19 protein-coding genes are annotated in these 17,917 nt (G+C 44.6%); all 19 read right to left on the bottom strand.

What is annotated here, in order from left to right; translation table 11 throughout:
- Positions 1–22: 22 nt before the first annotated feature.
- Positions 23–1,327 carry a lectin like domain-containing protein gene (locus tag V7M78_RS01435; protein WP_333645686.1) on the bottom strand — a complete coding sequence of 435 codons (1,305 nt, stop codon included), beginning with the start codon at positions 1,325–1,327 and terminating at the stop codon, positions 23–25.
- A gap of 30 nt (positions 1,328–1,357) precedes the next feature.
- A complete protein-coding gene (locus V7M78_RS01430; protein ID WP_442914608.1) occupies positions 1,358–2,539 on the bottom strand; it encodes a THUMP domain-containing class I SAM-dependent RNA methyltransferase in 1,182 nt (393 codons plus the stop codon).
- Position 2,540: 1 nt separating this feature from the next.
- A complete protein-coding gene (gene yfcE, locus V7M78_RS01425) occupies positions 2,541–3,089 on the bottom strand; it encodes a phosphodiesterase (protein ID WP_333645684.1) in 549 nt (182 codons plus the stop codon).
- A 79-nt stretch (positions 3,090–3,168) separates the two neighbouring features.
- Positions 3,169–3,477: a rhodanese-like domain-containing protein gene (locus tag V7M78_RS01420; protein WP_333645682.1), complete on the bottom strand. Its 309-nt coding sequence runs from the start codon at positions 3,475–3,477 to the stop codon at positions 3,169–3,171.
- Positions 3,478–3,595: 118 nt separating this feature from the next.
- On the bottom strand, positions 3,596–3,817 hold the full coding sequence (locus tag V7M78_RS01415) for a hypothetical protein (protein WP_333645680.1): 222 nt from the start codon (positions 3,815–3,817) through the stop codon (positions 3,596–3,598).
- A gap of 278 nt (positions 3,818–4,095) precedes the next feature.
- Positions 4,096–6,048, bottom strand: a complete 1,953-nt coding sequence (locus tag V7M78_RS01410) for a BglG family transcription antiterminator (protein WP_333645678.1) — start codon at positions 6,046–6,048, stop codon at positions 4,096–4,098.
- Positions 6,049–6,081: 33 nt separating this feature from the next.
- On the bottom strand, positions 6,082–6,900 hold the full coding sequence (locus V7M78_RS01405; RefSeq protein ID WP_333645676.1) for a tyrosine-protein phosphatase: 819 nt from the start codon (positions 6,898–6,900) through the stop codon (positions 6,082–6,084).
- Between the two features lie 41 nt (positions 6,901–6,941).
- Positions 6,942–7,751: a PTS system mannose/fructose/sorbose family transporter subunit IID gene (locus tag V7M78_RS01400; RefSeq protein ID WP_333645674.1), complete on the bottom strand. Its 810-nt coding sequence runs from the start codon at positions 7,749–7,751 to the stop codon at positions 6,942–6,944.
- Positions 7,751–8,539 carry a PTS mannose/fructose/sorbose/N-acetylgalactosamine transporter subunit IIC gene (locus V7M78_RS01395; RefSeq protein ID WP_333645672.1) on the bottom strand — a complete coding sequence of 263 codons (789 nt, stop codon included), beginning with the start codon at positions 8,537–8,539 and terminating at the stop codon, positions 7,751–7,753. Before V7M78_RS01395 ends, V7M78_RS01400 begins: the two co-directional genes overlap by 1 nt.
- A 1-nt stretch (position 8,540) precedes the next feature.
- A complete protein-coding gene (locus V7M78_RS01390) occupies positions 8,541–9,008 on the bottom strand; it encodes a PTS system mannose/fructose/N-acetylgalactosamine-transporter subunit IIB (protein WP_333645670.1) in 468 nt (155 codons plus the stop codon).
- Entirely contained in the window at positions 8,992–9,423 is a 432-nt protein-coding gene (locus tag V7M78_RS01385; RefSeq protein WP_333645668.1) for a PTS sugar transporter subunit IIA, read from the bottom strand. The genes V7M78_RS01390 and V7M78_RS01385 overlap by 17 nt, the downstream gene beginning before the upstream one ends.
- Before the next feature lie 194 nt (positions 9,424–9,617).
- Positions 9,618–10,349 carry a C40 family peptidase gene (locus V7M78_RS01380; protein ID WP_442914607.1) on the bottom strand — a complete coding sequence of 244 codons (732 nt, stop codon included), beginning with the start codon at positions 10,347–10,349 and terminating at the stop codon, positions 9,618–9,620.
- A 122-nt stretch (positions 10,350–10,471) separates the two neighbouring features.
- Entirely contained in the window at positions 10,472–11,164 is a 693-nt protein-coding gene (locus V7M78_RS01375; RefSeq protein WP_333645666.1) for a C40 family peptidase, read from the bottom strand.
- A gap of 256 nt (positions 11,165–11,420) precedes the next feature.
- On the bottom strand, positions 11,421–11,897 hold the full coding sequence (locus V7M78_RS01370; RefSeq protein ID WP_333645664.1) for a DUF1700 domain-containing protein: 477 nt from the start codon (positions 11,895–11,897) through the stop codon (positions 11,421–11,423).
- 109 nt (positions 11,898–12,006) lie between these two features.
- Complete coding sequence (locus V7M78_RS01365) at positions 12,007–13,944, bottom strand: fructose-1,6-bisphosphatase (RefSeq protein WP_333645662.1); 1,938 nt, start codon at positions 13,942–13,944, stop codon at positions 12,007–12,009.
- Between the two features lie 168 nt (positions 13,945–14,112).
- Complete coding sequence (locus tag V7M78_RS01360) at positions 14,113–15,027, bottom strand: D-ribose ABC transporter substrate-binding protein (protein ID WP_333645660.1); 915 nt, start codon at positions 15,025–15,027, stop codon at positions 14,113–14,115.
- Positions 15,028–15,049: 22 nt separating this feature from the next.
- Positions 15,050–15,991 (bottom strand): ABC transporter permease, encoded by a 942-nt coding sequence (locus tag V7M78_RS01355; RefSeq protein ID WP_333645658.1) that lies wholly within the window; start codon positions 15,989–15,991, stop codon positions 15,050–15,052.
- The gene (locus V7M78_RS01350) at positions 15,991–17,478 is read right to left on the bottom strand and encodes a sugar ABC transporter ATP-binding protein (RefSeq protein ID WP_333645656.1); all 1,488 of its coding nucleotides are present in this window, start codon (positions 17,476–17,478) and stop codon (positions 15,991–15,993) included. Before V7M78_RS01350 ends, V7M78_RS01355 begins: the two co-directional genes overlap by 1 nt.
- Before the next feature lie 17 nt (positions 17,479–17,495).
- Positions 17,496–17,915 (bottom strand): D-ribose pyranase, encoded by a 420-nt coding sequence (gene rbsD, locus V7M78_RS01345; RefSeq protein ID WP_333645654.1) that lies wholly within the window; start codon positions 17,913–17,915, stop codon positions 17,496–17,498.
- Positions 17,916–17,917: the final 2 nt, after the last annotated feature.

Here is a 17,917-nt window from a genome sequence, read left to right as displayed (position 1 = left end):
TCCTTTCGTTTCTAAGCCCTCTCTACCGGTCCTTTGTGTATGCTTTTAAGCAGAGATTGCAGTTTTTTCCTTTTTCAGCCCGTTCCCAGACCATTCCATCGGGACTGATATATCCCTCCCCGTCAGAAATGTCCACAACCGTGCGCCCATCCCCGGCATCGTATTCAATGGCTGCAGGATGAACGGCCCCGGGTGTGGTGATCTTCACGATCACAGCAAAACGTTCCCCAGGAGAAAGATTCAGCTCTTTCTGAACCTTCTTTGAAAAGGGAACGGTATAAAATCCCCCGTACTCAAAGCTTCCCTGGGCTGCCAATATCTTTTCCCCAAAGGCATTGCCGCCTGTAATCTCCTCCTCAGCGCCTGCATGGCGCACCACATATACCTCATAAGAGGATTCAGGGCCTGTGGCATAAAAGCCTGCTGCTTCAAGCCTTTCCTCTCCTTCTGCCTCATATACATTGGAAAACCAGGCCGTTTCTTCCCCATATCCCAGCTGTCCCACCCAGCCCCGAAGGTCTGTCTGGTAGATATGGGCGGAATCATCGGCATCTCCTGTATCTGTATAAGCAAGGTTATTCACTCCAATGTTGGTATCATAATAGGAAACGTAATAAAATCCCTGATCTCCAAACCCGTTTCCCCAACTGTTTATGCAGATAAATGCGCCGTCTCCCGGAACCTGGACGCTGAAGTTTTCTTTTGGATAGGCGTCATCCCAGCCAATGATTACGGAATCGTGGTTGGGAGGCATGGTGCCAATATAACAGTAGGAAAAGTTTTCTTCATTATAAAAAGCTGACCGGCTTTCTTCATCGACCATAGAGGTATAAAGGGAGCTTTGAACTCCTCCGTATAAGAGGACGGCTCTCTTGATCTTTTCGTAATCCTTTTCCGGTATGATCTGGATTTCCTTTACATGCTTTTCTGCCTTCAGCCCTTGGGGGGAAATACCGTCTCCATAAGGATCTTCTTCCTCAGCTACAGGCCCTCTCCAGGACAGCAGATAGGCCATGGACATGGTGTACTCCCCGCCAGCCTCCTGAGGGATAAAAAATCCATTGTTCAGGGACATGTGATCCTCTGAAAAATCGTAAGCATCCTCAGGAAGAAGGCTGGCCTCCAATGCATGAAGGGAGGCAAATGCCCAACAGGTGCCGAAAGACCCCTGATTTTTCACCGGGGGAACGCGGCCTTCTTCTCTCCCGTCATAAAAAGCAGGAAGCTCCCTCTCCAAAGGCTCTATATCTTCTTTCCAGTACCAGAAGCCTGCTCCAAAGCAAGAAGCCGCCAGGAGCAGGAGGGCAAACCATCTTCTAATCTTCAACTACATCTCCTTTAGCTCAAAGGGCAGCCTTTAATCGGCGTTTCTCCTGACTTCGCCGGCAGATTTATTATGCCTTGGAGGCTTCGGCCCCATGAACTGATAAAAATAAGTCTTCATCATTCCATTATATATTTTACGGTTTTTATCCGCTTTTTTTCCTATATATTTTTCCGCATCTTCATAAGCAGTGATCATATACAAAGACCAGGAATCCAATGCCTTATACCGCTCTCCGATCATCCGGTACAGCTCCGGCAGATCCTTCTTTTCTTCCAGACGCTCTCCATAAGGAGGGTTGGTGATAATAAAACCGTATTTTTTCGGATGGCTCAACACGCTTAAGGGCCTTTCCTGGAAATGAATCATATGAGCCACTCCTGCCTGCTCCGCATTGGCTTTGGCTGCCTTGACGATATCCCCGTCAATATCATAGCCCTGAATATCCACCTTTACGCTGTCATCCACAAGCTCATTGGCCTCATCCATGGTGTCATACCAGCATTTTCTTGGAATCAGGTTTTTCCATTCCTCAGACAAAAAGGAACGGTTCATGCCCGGCGCACGGTTGGAAGCCATCATAGCTGCTTCAATGAGAAAGGTTCCGCCTCCGCAGAAGGGGTCCACAAGAATCCGGTCCTTGTTCCAGGGAGTCAACATAATAAGGGCTGCTGCAAGGGTTTCCGTAATGGGCGCCTTGCTGTTTAAAGTGCGGTAGCCTCTCTTATGAAGGGAATCCCCTGTGGTATCTATGCCAATAGTCACCTCATCCTTATGAAGGAACACCCGGAGAGGATAGCTGCTTCCGCTCTCCTGAAACCATTCCACCCCATAAGACTTTTTCAGCCGCTCCACCATGGCCTTTTTCATAATAGACTGGATATCAGAAGGACTGAACAGCTTGCTTTTAATGGAAGAAGCCTTTGCCACCCAGAACTTTCCATCCTGGGGAATGTAATCCTCCCAGGCAATGGATTTGGTTCCCTGGAACAGGTCTTCAAAGGATTCCGCATGAAAGGTTCCCACCTTTAAAAGCACCCGTTCTGCTGTCCGGAGGAATACATTGGCACGGCAGATGGCTTCATCATCGCCTATAAAGGTGACCCTTCCGTCCTCCACCGTGGTAATGTCGTATCCTAAATCCGTAATTTCCCGTTTCAATACCGCCTCCATGCCGAAATGGCAGGGCGCAATGAGTTCAAATGTTTTTTTCACTTTATTCTCCTAAGTTGATTTCTTTTATTACATTCCCGTCAAAATCCAGAATCCGGAATACCTGGTCCTCTAACATTCCATAGGTGGGCGGATTGCCTCCCTTGGGAATGGACACAGATCCCGGATTTAAAACAGTAATCTCCTGGTCACGTTCCGCTGTCAGGATGTGGGTATGGCCGTGAAGCAGAATATCCCCCTTCTGAACAGGGGGCAAATGGTCCCGGTTGTAAATGTGGCCGTGAGTCGCATAAATGGTCAGGCCGTCTAAGGCCAGAAGGGCGTAGTCTCCCAGAATGGGAAATTCCAGCACCATCTGATCCACTTCTGTATCACAGTTTCCCCGCACGCTGTAAATCTGGTCCTTAAGGCCATTGAGCATGGCAATCACTTCCTTGGGCGCATAGTCCCTGGGCAGATCATTTCTCGGACCATGGTAAAGAAGGTCTCCCAGCAGAACCAGCCTGGAGGCCCCAGAACTTTGATATGCGTTTAACAGCTCCCTGCAATAATAGGCAGAACCATGGATATCGGAAGCAATCATATATTTCATAAGTTTTCTCCTTCTGCAGTCAGTCATGTGTATAAGCTATATTTTAAGACCTTGAAGGTGCTTCTGTCAATGAATTTACCTATCCCCGAACCATATATTTTCCCCTGTAATACTCAATTCCATTGGCTATATTGACCAGACGGAAGCCGTAAGGCTCCAGCTCCCTGCACACGGACATGCTTTGCCCCCCTCTGGAGCAGTAAAATATCAGCAATTGGTTCATAGGCAGATCACTCATCCATTCATCCCTGTCTTCATAAGGCAGATTCACCGCCCCCTTAATATGGCTTTTTCTGTAAAACTCTCTCCGGCGCAGATCAATGATCATGGCATTATTGTTGCTCTCTATATAATAGTCGATTTCCCAAATGGGTATGGTTCTGAACATATTATCACCTGTCCTTTCTAATAATAATATATTCCCCATCTCCAGGAATGGGAAAAGCGCGGGAAAGAACTCTTCGTCTCTTTCCCACGCCTTTTTCATTGCTTAGCTGGTCTGCTATTTAGTTAAATCTGTTCTGGTTGTTGTTGCGGCTGTTGTCGCGTGTAGAATTGCGGCTGCTGTCGCGTGTGGAGTTGCGGTTGTTGTTCTGGCTGTTGTTCTGGTTATTGTTCTGGTTGTTGTTCTGGCTGTTGTTCTGGTTGTTGTTCTGGTTGTTGTTCTGGTTGTTGTTCTGAGAATTTCTGGAAGAATTATCCATATCATTGTAATTGTTCTTGGACATCTTAAATACCTCCTGTAGGATTTTCTTGTTACAAGATGTAGTATGGCAAAGTTGAAGAAAATTATACTTTCTTTTTGATTTTTAGTGAAAAAGAACTTCCTGTCAGGATTTGTAAAAAATAACTTTGCATTTTTTTGATGTTCATACTATAATAGAGATGAGGAGTGCAAATTCCTCATCCTTATTAATTTTTATACTCCCCTTAGAGACAGCCTGATATCTCCCCTATCATGGCTGTTTCTTTTTTTCAAAAATGGATAAGCTCCTCACGCCTCTTGTCAATTACTGATATTATCCCCCGCCAAAAAAGCGCGGTACAGTATCTCCTGTTTTTCACATTGCGCCCTTAAAAGAGCCGGAGTCTCAAATATCCGATCCAAAACATGAATCATCATCTTCAGCTTCTGGCTGTTATCATTAATCTGCATGTCCACTACAAGGAAATACTTCTCCCCGTATAAACACACATCCGCTTCATCTTCAAAATAAAAAATGCCAAACTGCTCCCTGGTGGAATTTAAATTCAAAAACAGGCGAATATCATGATTTCTCCCCATAATAATATCTTCATATTCAGAATTTTCAAATTCCTCCACCGGAAAAGGTTCAAACCGAAATTTTTCATCAATTTTAAAATAGCGAATGGGAGGAAGAATGTCCTGATGCCTGTAGGAGCTTAAAAATACATGGCTCAAAGAATCCATATACTCCTTTTCAGCCAAATCCTCAGAGGCGTAATAAATGGGCGAATATTCAATATTCATGTTTCGTCCATATTCCATACACAGGTAATAATCATAATCCAGGGAATCCATGCTCTCCAGTTCATACAGCATCTTTGTCTCAATTTTTTCGATAAAATCGCTGAAATAATGCTGTAAATTAAATTTCAACTGCTGTGTGGACAGCCTTCCATCAATGGCAATCAGGGCCAGTTTCAGCTTTTGATGAGGCAAAACCAGACGGTTGAACAACCCCAATATGGTGGTAAATATGAGATACTGTTCCCTTTTTGAAAACTGATAGCCATACTTCTCCTGAAAAGCCTCCCGCAGGCGCTTTACCCCATGGTTGAGCACAGGCTTTCTCTTCATGGCTCCCAGGTCATGAAACCCTAAATCCACATCATCCGATAACTTTAACACCTGCTTCAGACTAATGGGAATCATGATTTTCAGCAGGTCTTTGAAACATGTATAATCATCAAACAGATTCACACAAAAATAAGAGGACAGCTCTGTCAGTACAAAGTTCCTCAAATCCTCAGCTATTTTTATCAATCCGCCGTACCGCTCTTCCGTACAGTCCCGAAACCGGTATAAATCCGTGCTCATAACTGCAATCAGAGTCAGATACTTTACCACGCCCTCATCGAAATCAAACCCGGAGTATAAATTTCTCAGCTTTTGGATCAGTTCTTCCACCATGGTGAATTCATTGGTGATCTGATAATCAAAGCACAGTTCCGGAAATTCAATATCTGCCTGCTTTTCCTTTAACACATAATTTCTGAAAAATATCAAATACATCAAAAACCGTTCCGAATATATATCTGAAAAAACAACGTTGGAATTGGCTAAGGTCTTATGAAGCACTTTTCTCAAATTCCCTTTTTCCGTTTCATCGCAGTAAAATAATTCGTTAAACTCCGGCGACCAAAGGTCCGTAGGGCTGTTTTTGTAAAAATACCTATACATCCTCACCATGCAGCAGATCTTATAAAACAGCTCTCCCTGTATGGAAATACCATAGTGGGGCCTTGCCAGTATTTCAATATGATACATCCGGAAAAATTCCTTAACTTCCGAAAACTCCTTGTGCATGGAATTGCTTTCATTTAAAAACAGCTCTCTCTGGAACTGCTCCGCTTTTACCGGCTCCCCGGAAGAGAGCAGGCGGCGTATGATGTAATGGACCCTGATTTTCTGTTCATCATTGACTGTATTAGGCTGATAAATCTGGAAGTACTCCTTCATTCGGCGGTTCTGCACCTGATCCCTCAATACCAGACGGTAGCCCTGTGAACTTTTTGATGCGATCTGTATTCCAAACTGCCCCAGATCATACCTCATGCTCTTAATATCGCTTTTGATGGTCCGTGGGGTGACCGATAATTCCTCTGCCAGCACCTTGCTGGATATCATGGCCCCGGAACGGAGCAAAAGGAGAAAGATGATCTTATGTCTGGGATTTGACAAAACTAAAAATATGTCTGATATCTTATCCTTCATAAAACTCCCTCTCCTTTCTCCGCCAATTTTCAGCTATTCCAGATAAAGTTCCTTTAACCTCTCAATTTCTTCCTCTGTCACGCCCAGCTCTTCCTTTACATACTCTTCAATGCCGCCGTAAACCTGTTCTATTTCCTGCATGGAAGCTTCAATAAAATCCTGCTTGGTATCAATAAAAGAGTAAAGGTAATCCAGAACCTCCTGATCTGAGGTGTAGGTTTTATAAATCTCCATCTTTTCGGCATTTCTCTCCAGCCGGTTCTTGCCGGTGAGCATATAATCCTCAAGCAGAGCCTCCCGCTCCACCCCTAAGATTCCCAGAAGAAGCATGGTGCCAAATCCTGTCCTATCCTTGCCTCCCCTGCAATGCTGGACAACCGCTGCTGCCTCCGGCCGGGCAACCACATGAAGCATGGCTCCAAATGCCTTCTTTGACTCTTCCTTGTGAATGAAGTTCCGGTACTGCTCCAGCACGATTCCATCCCGCCCTGTCAACAGGCCTTTTTCCTTCTGCTCCGTGACCTTTTTCACAAGGTTTTCGTCTTCCTTATCCTTGCTGGAGGAAAACTGGGCCGCCAGCTCTGCCGCATGGGCGTCCGGGTCAAGCTGATACGTCTTTATCCTCTCGTCAAACTGAGGATTAGGGTATTTTTCAATCTCATTTTTACTTCTGTAATCAATTATAGTATGGATACCCAGACTTTTCAACTGCTCCAGTCCCTGCTCATCGGCATTAAAAATATGATCTGAACGGTATAGCTTTCCCCACTTTACTGTTTTTCCGTCATAGGTGGGATACCCTCCCATATCCCGGAAATTATTCATTCCTGAAATCGGTATGTTCCGCTGCATTTTCTCCCCTCATCTTTCCCATACTTCTGCACCTATATGTATTAACCGATAATTGATAATCCGTAAAGCAGAATAGAGATCACCATAATAGACATGATCAGCATCGCCGCATGCTTACCGCTGGTTCTCTTTAAAATGCGGTAAACAACAATGGTAACCAGCAGGCTGAACAATCCGGGCATGATTTTATCAAACATTTCCTGAAGCTGAATGACATTTTCTCCGGCTCCCAGCTCCATAACAAATTTCACCTTGATAACCGAGGCAATCAGGGCTCCGATTACCATAAGTCCCACTACATTGGCGATGTTTGCCATACGCTGCAGCGCATTGGTGCCGGAACCGCTGACCATCTCAAATCCCTTTTGATATCCCCAATGGATTCCATAATATTTTGTAGCCACATTCACAATATTGTATAAAAGGAACATCAGAATAGGGCCGATTACGCTTCCGTTCAGTGCCAGAGCCGCACCGATGCTGCCGCAAATGGGAAGCCAGGTAAATTTCAGCACACTGTCACCGATTCCTGCCAAAGGTCCCATAAGGCCGGTCTTAATGGCAACTACCGTATCCTTTTCTTCCTCTGTGGTGCTCTCCTCCACAGCCGCAGTCACTCCCAGAATCAGAGCATCGGAGTTTACATGGCTGTTGAAAAACTTTAAGTGCCTGTTCATGGCCTCTACCCGTTCCTCTTTGGGCTTATTGTGATAAAGGCGTTTTAAAATGGGCGCAAAGCTTGTAAGAAAGCCGATTGCCTGCATGGATTCAAAGTTGTTGGTCAGATTTAAAAACTGCATATTAAAAAGCATTTTGTTCAAATCAGATTTTTGAATTTTATTATCTTCCATTATAGATCATATCCCCCTTCTTCGGTGTTATCTGGTCCTGGAGCCGCTGCTGCCGCTGCCTTGGAGGCTTCCTTAGCCTGGGCAGCCATATCATAAAGGATTGCCATAGGCAGAGAAATCAGGGTAATTGCCAGTACGGATAATCCCAGGTAAACAGCCAGGGCAAATCCGCAGATCAAAAATGCCCAAAGCTCTGCTTTTTTTATCATCATCTGCATCAGCAGGCCGATTCCCACTGCAGGAATGATCTTTCCGGCTGCGTTTAATCCGTTTACCACCACTTCCGGCAGGGCATTGACCACCTGGTCGATGACTGCTGCTCCCAGAAAAATTGCTAAAAATGTGGGAACCGCACGGATCAGGAATACAATCACCATGGGAAGGTAATTGATGCGGAACAATTTGTCAAAATCTCCTTCTTCTGCCATGCGTTTTGCAATGGGATTTAAAGCAATGATACCGGACCGGTACAAAACCAAAAGCTGCTGGGCCAGCAAAGAGGTTGGCACTGCCAGCGCCACTGCCGTAGCCACTCCGCCTGAAGAAATTCCAAGGGCTGTTCCGATAGCTGTTCCGGTTATCATATCAGGAGCAGAATAAGCTCCTACGTTTCCAATTCCCATCCACATAACTTCCAAGGTTGCACCGATCATAAGTCCGGTGGTCAAGTCACCCATAATCAGGCCCACCACAGTGGCGATCAGCAATGGTCTTCTTATCATTTGCGTTGCCATATCATCAATGCTGCATATTCCAGCCCATGCAGCAACTATCAATGCTGCTCCCATATTAGATTACCCCCTCTAAGTCAATCTTTTCATCATTGGGTACCATCTGAATCTCGATCTTCATTCCGGCTTCCAGCATTTCCTTAAATGCCGCCCGCTCCTCAGGAGTCACGGAAAGGGTTTTCGTAAGCTGTTCCCTTCCTTCCTGATAGCGCATGCCTCCGATGTTTAACTCTTTAATTTCCACGCCGTTCTTTACCAGTTCATTTACATCAATGCTGTTGGTAAACAGTAACATAGTTCTTCTCTTAATGGGGTTGGTCTTCGTAATATCCGCAAACTGCTTTACCCCAAAGGCGTGTACCTTGATTCCCTGAGGAGACGCCATGGTAAGGATGTTTTTCTGTATGGCATCCCCTGCAACCTTATCATTTACAACAATAATCTGTTCCACCTGATACTTATTGACCCATGTTGTTACCACCTGTCCATGGATCAGGCGGTCATCAATTCTACAAAAGCAGATCATCTTCCTCTTCCTCCTTTAACTTGTCGTTGGTAAACAGTGACATTCCATTGCTGTAAGCTTGTTCGATCACTCCCCTTATTTCTGAGAAGTCTCTTCCCCTGTTTAATGAAAATTCCAGGAGTACCGGCAGATTAAAACCGGTGCACAGAATAACATTTTCCCTGCTTAACAGATTGCCTGCCAGATTCATGGGCGTTCCTCCCACAATATCGGCAAACACCACCAGCCCCTTTGACAGATCCAGCTTATCCACCTTTTCAAAAAGTTCCTCTTTTAAGGCGTCCACGTTGTCCACAAGCTGAATTGCCATGGTATCGTAGTTATTCTGCTTTCCAATAACCAGCTCCAGGCTTTCCATAGCCGCCTTTGCAAAAAGGCCATGGCTCATGACCATCAGTGCAATTTCACCATTCATATTCCTTCTCCTTTCCCCGTTGAAACATTGATAAATTGTTTTATATATGGATTCTATCTGTTTTTTCTTTTAACCTCCAGTTTTTATTTTTCACCCTTATTGGTGAACCGAAAAAAATCAATTCAAAAGACCCCCGGCAATCCCATGCCGGGGGTCTTACATCCTTTTTCAAAATCCGGTTGTCCGCTAATTCATTAATCGCCAATTACATTGACAATTTTTACAGGCGCCCTGTAATTCCAGGGAGAAGTTTTGATGCCTGTTTTATATGTAGAAGAGTGTACTACTTGTCCATTACCGATGTACATAGCTACATGGTTGATAGATCTTCCGCTTCCGTAGAAAATCAAATCGCCGGGACGCATCTGGTCAGCACTTATGGATACTCCCTGGGAAGCCTGTGCAGTGGAGGAACGATTGATAGAAATACCAGCACCATGCTGCATCACATACCTGGTAAATCCGGAACAGTCAAAGCCTGTACTTGGATTACTTCCTGCGTCAGCATAACGTCCGCCTACAAACTGTAATGCATAATTAACAATACCTTGTCTGAAATCAGCTGCTGCATCTGTCTGGGCTTGTACCTCCAAAGCAGCTAAGGTAGCCTCATCTGTGGAAGAAACCGTTGCATTGCCTTCCACTGGAATATAGCCATATGTATCATTTACTTTAACCTTTAAGAATCCGTCTCCCATGTCCTGAACAACTTCAAAGGCACTTCCTTGGGATACAGTCATCAGAGCTTCCTGTCCATCTTCATCCTTACTGATTGTAACGCTGTCCGCATCAACTGTCACCATATAGTTCCCATAACTCAGGCCCGGGCCTGATATTTCGTCTGCTCTCACTTCAGAAGGGCTTGCAAGCACCATTGCGCCGCAAAAAGCCATAAGACCTAATGTTTTCCATGTATTGTTTATCATCGGGAATTTACTCCTATTTTCATTCTTTAAATGTTACGTAAGTATTAAATTCATTACGGTTATTATACATTTTTTTTATCTTTTCGTCAAGTAATATTTAAAACTACACCAATTTCTTAAAATCAATTTAAAACACTGACAAATTTCACTGGCTTACGGTACATGACGTTAGTTACAATAATTCCTGTCTTTTCTGTGGAAGCGTGAACGACCTTACCTTCTCCCATATAAAGGGCCACATGATTGATGGAACCGTTCTTTCCATAAAATACCAGATCGCCGGGACGGGCTTCTTCATAGCTCACCAGCCGCCCTTCTCCTGACTGGGCTCTGGAGCTGTGGCTTAAATTGACGCCTGCCGCATATTTCAGCACATATCTGGTAAAGCCGGAGCAATCCACTCCCTTATTCGGATTCACACCGCCATATACATAGCGGCCGCCTACAAACTGAAGGGCATAATCCACGACCTCACGGCGCTGCTTTACTGACTGGTCCACCTTTTCCTGGGTCTTTTCAATAAGAGTTGCACTGCTGCTTGGTATGTATCCTTCTCCCTGAGAAGTCCTGATCTTTAACCAGCCATCCTTTGAGGTCTCTGCCACCTCATAAGACTGGCCCTCAGGCACCTGGGTTAAAACTTGTCCGCCTGCAAGAGGCATGTCCTTAACCGCGGCTGAAGAATCTATTCTGGCGTAAAGGGTTGTACTGGTTTCCACTGCGATCTCCGCGGCCTTTGCCTCTGCCGGAACTCCCAGGGTCAGACAGGTGCAGATCCCTAAGACACCCATGGCCTTCCACACTTTGTTTATCATATATGAAAATCTCCTGTTTTTACGTTTCTCTGTCAAATCTGTAAACATTTATTTCAAATGTTACATAAGTGTTACATTTCAGAGTATACACGTTTTCACAGGTTTTGTCAAGAAAGTTCCATACATTTTTCTCAAACAATGGCTGATTTACTGCATTTACGGCGTATTCCTCCGGTTTTAAATGGAAATTCCAGCCATGAAAAAAAGGCAGCTACGGCCTTTTTATGCCATAACTGCCTTTACAATTTTGTAATATTTACCGTTTCATTCCCCGTATAAACCAAAAGATGAGCAGCACCAGAAGTATTGGTCCCATAAGAGGCATCAAAAGGCTGAAAATTCCGGTCACTATGCTGGCCATCAAAAAGAAGAAAAGGATAAACACCGCCACTCCAAGCAGCTTCCAGTACCACTTATTCAAGTTAATATAATGGACGCCGCGGTGGCGGGAGCTGTCCTGCTCCTCGTAGACGTTTTTGCTCTGTCCGGAATAAGAATCGTAATAATATTCATTTTCCGCACTGCTGCCCGTATTGCCGCCCACCTCTATAATCGTCTTGGCAATGAGTCTGGGATCTCCGATAGAAGCGATTACCTCTTCCTCCCCGGAACCCATTTTCATCTCCGTACTGATATATTCATCGTAATACCTGATATTTTCTTCCACCACGCTGCCGGGCACTTCCCCTGTCAAAGCTGCCCTCAGCCGCTGTAAAAATTCCTGTCTGCTCATCCGAGCCTCCTTCAATTAAGTAAATAACTTTCATCATTGTACCATCCGGCAGGGATATGGTAAAGAAACCTTCTCTGAAAAAAGTCTTAAAATTTCATAATGTGACAGACTACTCCACTTTTTCCTTTAGAATTCCTTCCCGGTAAGCTGTCACCAGCTCCTTTAAGTCTTCAATGTGCACAGCCAGCTCCGCTCCCTTATCCGTATCAGCTACCATGACCCGTTTCTTCATGTTTTCAACTACCGAAACACGTGGAGTGCTTTCTTTATTGGGATCAAAGGGCTTATGTTCTGCAAGGGCCAGATGATTGGAATTATAAATCAGGGTATAGCCTGCAATTCCTGTCTTTGACTGGTAAGCCTTTGACAAGCCTCCGTCAATAATAAACAGCTTGCCTCCTGATTTGACCGGAGATTCCCCTTCCTTGATCTTCACCGGAACGTGGCCGTTAATAATGTGGGAGCCCTCCCTGGAAAGTCCGAATTCCTCCAGAATCTTATCGCAGTATTCTTCCTTCACGCTCAGCTTGTAATAAGGGTTCATAGGCTCCTTGTGAGCTGCAGGGCTTTCTATGAAGTAATGCTCAAAGGTAGTCATCTTTCCTTTTCCAAAGACCGGAGACTTGGCTCCGCACCACAAATACCACATGAAGTCAATGGCTTCCTGCTTCTCCTTGGAACTCTCCGGCAGAAAATATGCGTTTTGAACCATCTGGTCCACATAGTCCATAAGGGCTTTGCCGGAATAAGACCTGCTGCCCACCTGAATTTCATCAAAGGACCCATCCTCTTTCATGGGAATGCAGCCATGGTAAAGCAGGTTGGAGTTATAGCATTTATACATGCTGCCATGAGAATACAGGAAGCGGACATGCTTATGGAGAAGCTCATTGTGCTGAAAGGAAAGCTGCAGAGTATGAAGAAGCTCCTCCTCCTCCGGATTCAGTTTTAAGGGGTCAGCCGGATCAACTGTAGGAAGGAACATATCCAGCATGGGATATTCCTTGCCTTCTGCCATCACCGTGCCCTGTTTAAAATCAATGGATTCCATGAGAATCCTGTCGTCCATATCATATTCCGGGCGGCGTTTGATGATCTGCCCTTCCACCTTAAACTGGATGATGGCAATGGCCTTGTGCATCTTGGCTGCCAGTCCAGGGTCCACAGCATCGTAAATGTTCTCATCGAGAATCTTTGGAGAAAAACGGGTACAGGGGTCATCCCGGTAAACCCTGGCTGCAAACATGGACAGAGGCCGCAGATTGATGCCATAGCCCTCTTCCAGCACATCAAAGCTGTTGTAGCTGATGGCGATTCTCAGCACATTGCAGATGCAGGCCAGATTTCCCGTGGCAGCGCCCATCCACGATATGTCGTGGTTTCCCCATTGGATGTCCACGTCGTGGAATTGAAGCAGCTCATTCATGATGATATCCGCCCTGGGGCCTCTGTCAAAAATGTCGCCGATGATATGCAGGCTGTCAATGGTCAGATTCTGGATCAGCTCACATAAAGCTATGATGAACTTATCCCCAACCCGGATGTCGATAATAGACCGGATGATTTCACTATAGTATACACGCTTATTGTCATCATTATAATCTACGTGAATAAGCTCATCGATGATGTAAGCAAACTCCTTGGGCATTTTCTTCCTCACCTTGGATCTGGTGTACTTGGAGGACACTACCTTGCAGATCTGCACCAACCGGTAAATGGTCACCCTCTGCCAGTCGTCGTCTGCCTGGCCGTCCATTCCCAGCTGATTCATGACACGCTCAGGGTAGTAGATTAAATTGGCTAACTCTACTTCCTCTTTCTCTGGTATGATGTGGCTGAATGTTTCCGTAATTTTCTCCCGGATAATACCGGAAGCGCTTTTCAAAAGATGTACAAATGCCTCATATTCGCCATGCAGGTCGCTGAAAAAATACTCCGTTCCCTTTGGAAGTCCCTGAATAGCGGTCAGATTAATAATTTCGCTGGAAGCAGCCTTAATAGTAGGATACTCTCTGGCCAGCAATTTCAGATATGACAGTTCTCTCATGATGAATCCCTCCCATTTCATGAAACACAATAATATATAAGAACATAATAACACAAAACATACAAGTTTGAAATATATTGTCCTTAACTTAAAGCAAAAATTTCCGGGGAGTATACAAAAAAATCCAGTCAGATATCTTATTCAGATAACATGACTGGATTTAAGTTATTATTTCTTGACCAGTGTAACTTCTACTGGTATGGACTTCTCAACAGTTTTTCCTTCCATAATTGTTACAGCAGTTTCAATAGCTGTCTTTCCCATCAGTTCCGGCTGCTGTGCCACTGTCGCTGCCAATGTACCGTCTTCCACTGCTTTTTTGGCATCATCGGTAGCGTCAAAGCCAACTACTACGATATCTTTTCCGGCTGATGCAATTGCTTCAATAGCACCTAATGCCATCTCATCATTGTGTGCAAACACGCCTTTTATATCACCATCAGCCTGCAGGATATTTTCCATAACTGATAAGCCTTCTGCTCTGTTAAAATTGGCTGTCTGGCTGGAAACCACATCTAAGTCCTTGTCTGCCACTTCGTGGAAGCCCTGTCCTCTGTCAATAGCAGCAGATGCTCCCGGAACACCTTCCAGTTCAGCAACTTTTGCTCCGCTGCCAACCAGCTCTTTTAAATATTCTGCCGCCATTCTTGCACCGGCCACATTATCAGAGGCAATCTGGCACTCTACTTCGGCTCCATTTACCGCACGGTCAACCGCTATGACTTTAATGCCCTTTTTCGTAGCTGATTCTACCGCAGAGGCTACCGCATCAGAATCCACCGGATTGACAATCAGAACTTTGATATTTTTTGAAATTAAATCTTCGATATCGCTGATCTGCTTTGCGCTGTCATCTCCTGCATCTACTACTGTAAGCTCAATACCTTTCTCTTTGGCAGCAGCTTTTGCTCCGTCCGATAACGTCACAAAAAATGGATTATTAAGGGTTGAAACAGAAAATCCAACCGCCTGGCCGCCGCCTGCCTCTTTCTTCTCACCGCCGCCTGCGCCGCAGCCAACTAACGCACTCACTCCTAAAGCCATAACCATTGCCAATGATACCACTTTCTTGATTTTTTTCATTTTTTATTTCCTCCTTTTATTTTTACCGTTTTCTGTCTGACAGAACGGCTGTCAGTATTACTAATCCTTTGATCACATCCTGGTAATACGAGGATACGCCAAGTATGTTGAGACTGTTGTTTAATACTGCTATTATGAGTACTCCGATAAATGTTCCGTATATCTTCCCCCGGCCGCCGCTCATACTGGTTCCGCCGAGAGCGACAGCAGCAATGGCATCCAGCTCATAACCGGAACCCAGCGTAGGCTGAGCGGAATTGAGACGGGATAAAAGGATAAGACCTGACAATGCAGCCATTACGCCGGATATAACGTAAGCTGTAACCTTTGTTTTACGGATATTAACACCAGCCAGTTCGGCTGCTTTCCAGTTGCTTCCGGTTGCATAGATATAGCGTCCAAATGTGGTTTTTGTAAGCAGAAACCAGAAAAGCAGGAACATAAGTATCAATAATATAACCGGTACCGGAATTCCAAATACATCGCCTTTTCCAATTGATTTTAAAAGTACGCTGTCACCCAGCCTGGATATGGGCTTTCCATTGGTGTAAATCATTGTCAGCCCCCGGTATGCCGTCATTGTGATCAGCGTAGCTATAAACGGCTGCAATCTTCCTTTGGTCACCAGCATACCGCTTATGAGTCCAAGAAATGCTCCGATCAGCAGGGAAGCTGCCATGGCAATTCCTGCCGGCACTCCCGAAGTTATCATTCCCGCACAAAGTGCGGTAGACAACGCCAGAACAGAACCAACTGATAAATCTATGGCACCTGTAAGTATAACAAAGGTCATACCAAAAGCGATAAAGCCATTGATGGAAGACTGTCTCAAAAGTGAGAGAAAATTACCGGACGTACGAAATTCCGGACTTATGATACTGATCAGCGCCACAATAAAAACAAGAGAAATCAGTGCGCCGTAATCTCCCATATAATTGAACCATTTCTGTTTCTTTTCCTTCATCACAGTGTTCCTCCCGTTGCAAGAGTCATGATTTTTTCCTGATTCGCTTCTTCCTTATTAAGAATACCGCGGACCGTGCCTTCTCTGATTATCATAATCCGGTCACTCATTCCCAGAATTTCCGGAAGTTCAGAAGAAACCATAATAATTGCGACTCCTTTTGCTGCCAGATCATTAATAATGTTATAGATCTCTTTCTTTGCGCCTACATCAACTCCCCTGGTTGGTTCATCAAGAATCAATATTCTGGGATTTGTATATACCCATTTGGCAAACACGACCTTCTGCTGGTTTCCACCGCTTAATTTTCCGCATTCCTGAGTCTGATGGAAGCAGCGTATTTTCAATTCTTTGATTGCATTTGCGGCAAAATCTTTTTCTTTTCTATTATTGATTACATGGTACCGGTCGGATATAGAGGCCAGATTTGTCAGGGAAATGTTGTCTTTTATGCTGTCTTCCAGCATAAGCCCCTCGGTTTTTCTGTCTTCCGTAATAAAGCCGATTCCATATTTTATGGCTGCAGCCGGACTGTCTATGGTACATTTTGTTCCGTCAATAAAGATGTCGCCTCCATCGTACTGCATATTTCCAAATATAGACCTCATAATTTCTGTGCGCCCTGCTCCCATAAGGCCGGACACGCCCAGCACTTCGCCTTCTTTTACTGAAAAACTGACATTTTCATATATTCCTTGTTTTGTAAGACCCGATACCTTTAATATTTCTTTTCCGATAGAACTTTTTCTCTCCGGATACCGTTCCCCAATCTCACGTCCAATCATCATTTTTACAATATCTTTTTCATTGGTATCTTTTGTTTCTTTGGTCCCTACATACTGCCCGTCTCTTAAGACCGTAATCCTGTCACACAGCTCAAATATTTCCTCCATGCGATGGGAAATATAAATGATGGAAACTCCGTCTTTCTGCAATTTCTTTATTACTTTAAAAAGAATTTCCGTTTCACTGGCCGTAAGTGCCGCCGTAGGCTCATCCATAATAATCACTTTTGCCTCGCACATAAGGGCCCTGCAGATTTCTATCATCTGCTGCTGCCCTACAGCCAGCTCTGCCATCCCTTTATCCACCGGTATTTTAACCCCCAGTTTATCCAGAATAGCTTCTGCCTGTTTTTTCATTTCTTTTTTATTGCAGATTCCTCCGCGGGTCTTTATTTCTCTCCCAAGGAAAAGATTTTCTTCTACTGTCAGGTCAAAAAGTACATTCAGTTCCTGATGGATTAAGATAATTCCTGCTTTTTCCGCTTCTTTCGGAGTTTTGTATACAACTTCTTCTCCATCGATCAAAACCGTTCCGGAATCCTTCTCATAGATACCTGTCAGTATCTTCATAAGAGTGGATTTTCCAGCCCCGTTTTCTCCCATCAGTGCGTGGACCTCGCCGCTTTCCAGACTGAAACCGGCATCAGTCAATACTGCATGATCACTGAAAGATTTACAGATTCCTTTCATTTGAATTTGCATAACTCTTCTCCCTCCCCTTAACCCTGGGTTGCAAAAATGCAGGCTGAAACCAATATAATGTTTGAAAACGCAGTTATTTCGCCGGTCCTTATGACTGCCTTGCACGTTTTTGTCTGTTCTTTCAGGTTTTCATGGGATGTAAAGCATTCCACTGCATTGGGAAACTTTTTATTCATCATGGTTCGTATGTTTTCCATCATTTCCGGATTCTGGTCTTTTATTTCCTCTGCCAAAATATAAGCTTCTACTGCCATATCATCAGTAACCACATCTAACGTTTCCAGGAATGAAGGGATATTAAAACGCAAAGCCAGATCAATCCGTTTTGTCTCATCTGGTATGGGAAGCCCGCAATCTCCGATGCAAAGCAAATCCGTATGCCCCATGGAAGAAAGTACGCTTGAAATGCTGCTGTTTAAAATTCCGTTTCTCTTCATGG

It is taken from the genome of Lacrimispora sp. (genome assembly GCF_036758025.1).
Classification (GTDB): Bacteria; Bacillota; Clostridia; order Lachnospirales; family Lachnospiraceae; genus Lacrimispora.
Note: the sequence above shows the minus strand (reverse complement) of the source record. Positions and strands in the feature narration are given on the sequence as shown.

Coding starts and splice junctions, on each gene's coding strand:
- V7M78_RS01370 (WP_333645664.1), bottom strand. CDS start 11,897: ATGAGCAGACAGGAATTTTTACAGCGGCTGAGGGCAGCTTTGACAGGG.
- V7M78_RS01360 (WP_333645660.1), bottom strand. CDS start 15,027: ATGAAAAAAATCAAGAAAGTGGTATCATTGGCAATGGTTATGGCTTTA.
- V7M78_RS01365 (WP_333645662.1), bottom strand. CDS start 13,944: ATGAGAGAACTGTCATATCTGAAATTGCTGGCCAGAGAGTATCCTACT.
- V7M78_RS01385 (WP_333645668.1), bottom strand. CDS start 9,423: ATGAATGGTGAAATTGCACTGATGGTCATGAGCCATGGCCTTTTTGCA.
- V7M78_RS01405 (WP_333645676.1), bottom strand. CDS start 6,900: ATGCAGCGGAACATACCGATTTCAGGAATGAATAATTTCCGGGATATG.
- V7M78_RS01380 (WP_442914607.1), bottom strand. CDS start 10,349: ATGATAAACAATACATGGAAAACATTAGGTCTTATGGCTTTTTGCGGC.
- rbsD (WP_333645654.1), bottom strand. CDS start 17,915: ATGAAGAGAAACGGAATTTTAAACAGCAGCATTTCAAGCGTACTTTCT.
- V7M78_RS01410 (WP_333645678.1), bottom strand. CDS start 6,048: ATGAAGGATAAGATATCAGACATATTTTTAGTTTTGTCAAATCCCAGA.
- V7M78_RS01415 (WP_333645680.1), bottom strand. CDS start 3,817: ATGTCCAAGAACAATTACAATGATATGGATAATTCTTCCAGAAATTCT.
- V7M78_RS01350 (WP_333645656.1), bottom strand. CDS start 17,478: ATGCAAATTCAAATGAAAGGAATCTGTAAATCTTTCAGTGATCATGCA.
- V7M78_RS01390 (WP_333645670.1), bottom strand. CDS start 9,008: ATGATCTGCTTTTGTAGAATTGATGACCGCCTGATCCATGGACAGGTG.
- V7M78_RS01355 (WP_333645658.1), bottom strand. CDS start 15,991: ATGAAGGAAAAGAAACAGAAATGGTTCAATTATATGGGAGATTACGGC.
- V7M78_RS01375 (WP_333645666.1), bottom strand. CDS start 11,164: ATGATAAACAAAGTGTGGAAGGCCATGGGTGTCTTAGGGATCTGCACC.
- V7M78_RS01420 (WP_333645682.1), bottom strand. CDS start 3,477: ATGTTCAGAACCATACCCATTTGGGAAATCGACTATTATATAGAGAGC.
- V7M78_RS01400 (WP_333645674.1), bottom strand. CDS start 7,751: ATGGAAGATAATAAAATTCAAAAATCTGATTTGAACAAAATGCTTTTT.
- yfcE (WP_333645684.1), bottom strand. CDS start 3,089: ATGAAATATATGATTGCTTCCGATATCCATGGTTCTGCCTATTATTGC.
- V7M78_RS01395 (WP_333645672.1), bottom strand. CDS start 8,539: ATGGGAGCAGCATTGATAGTTGCTGCATGGGCTGGAATATGCAGCATT.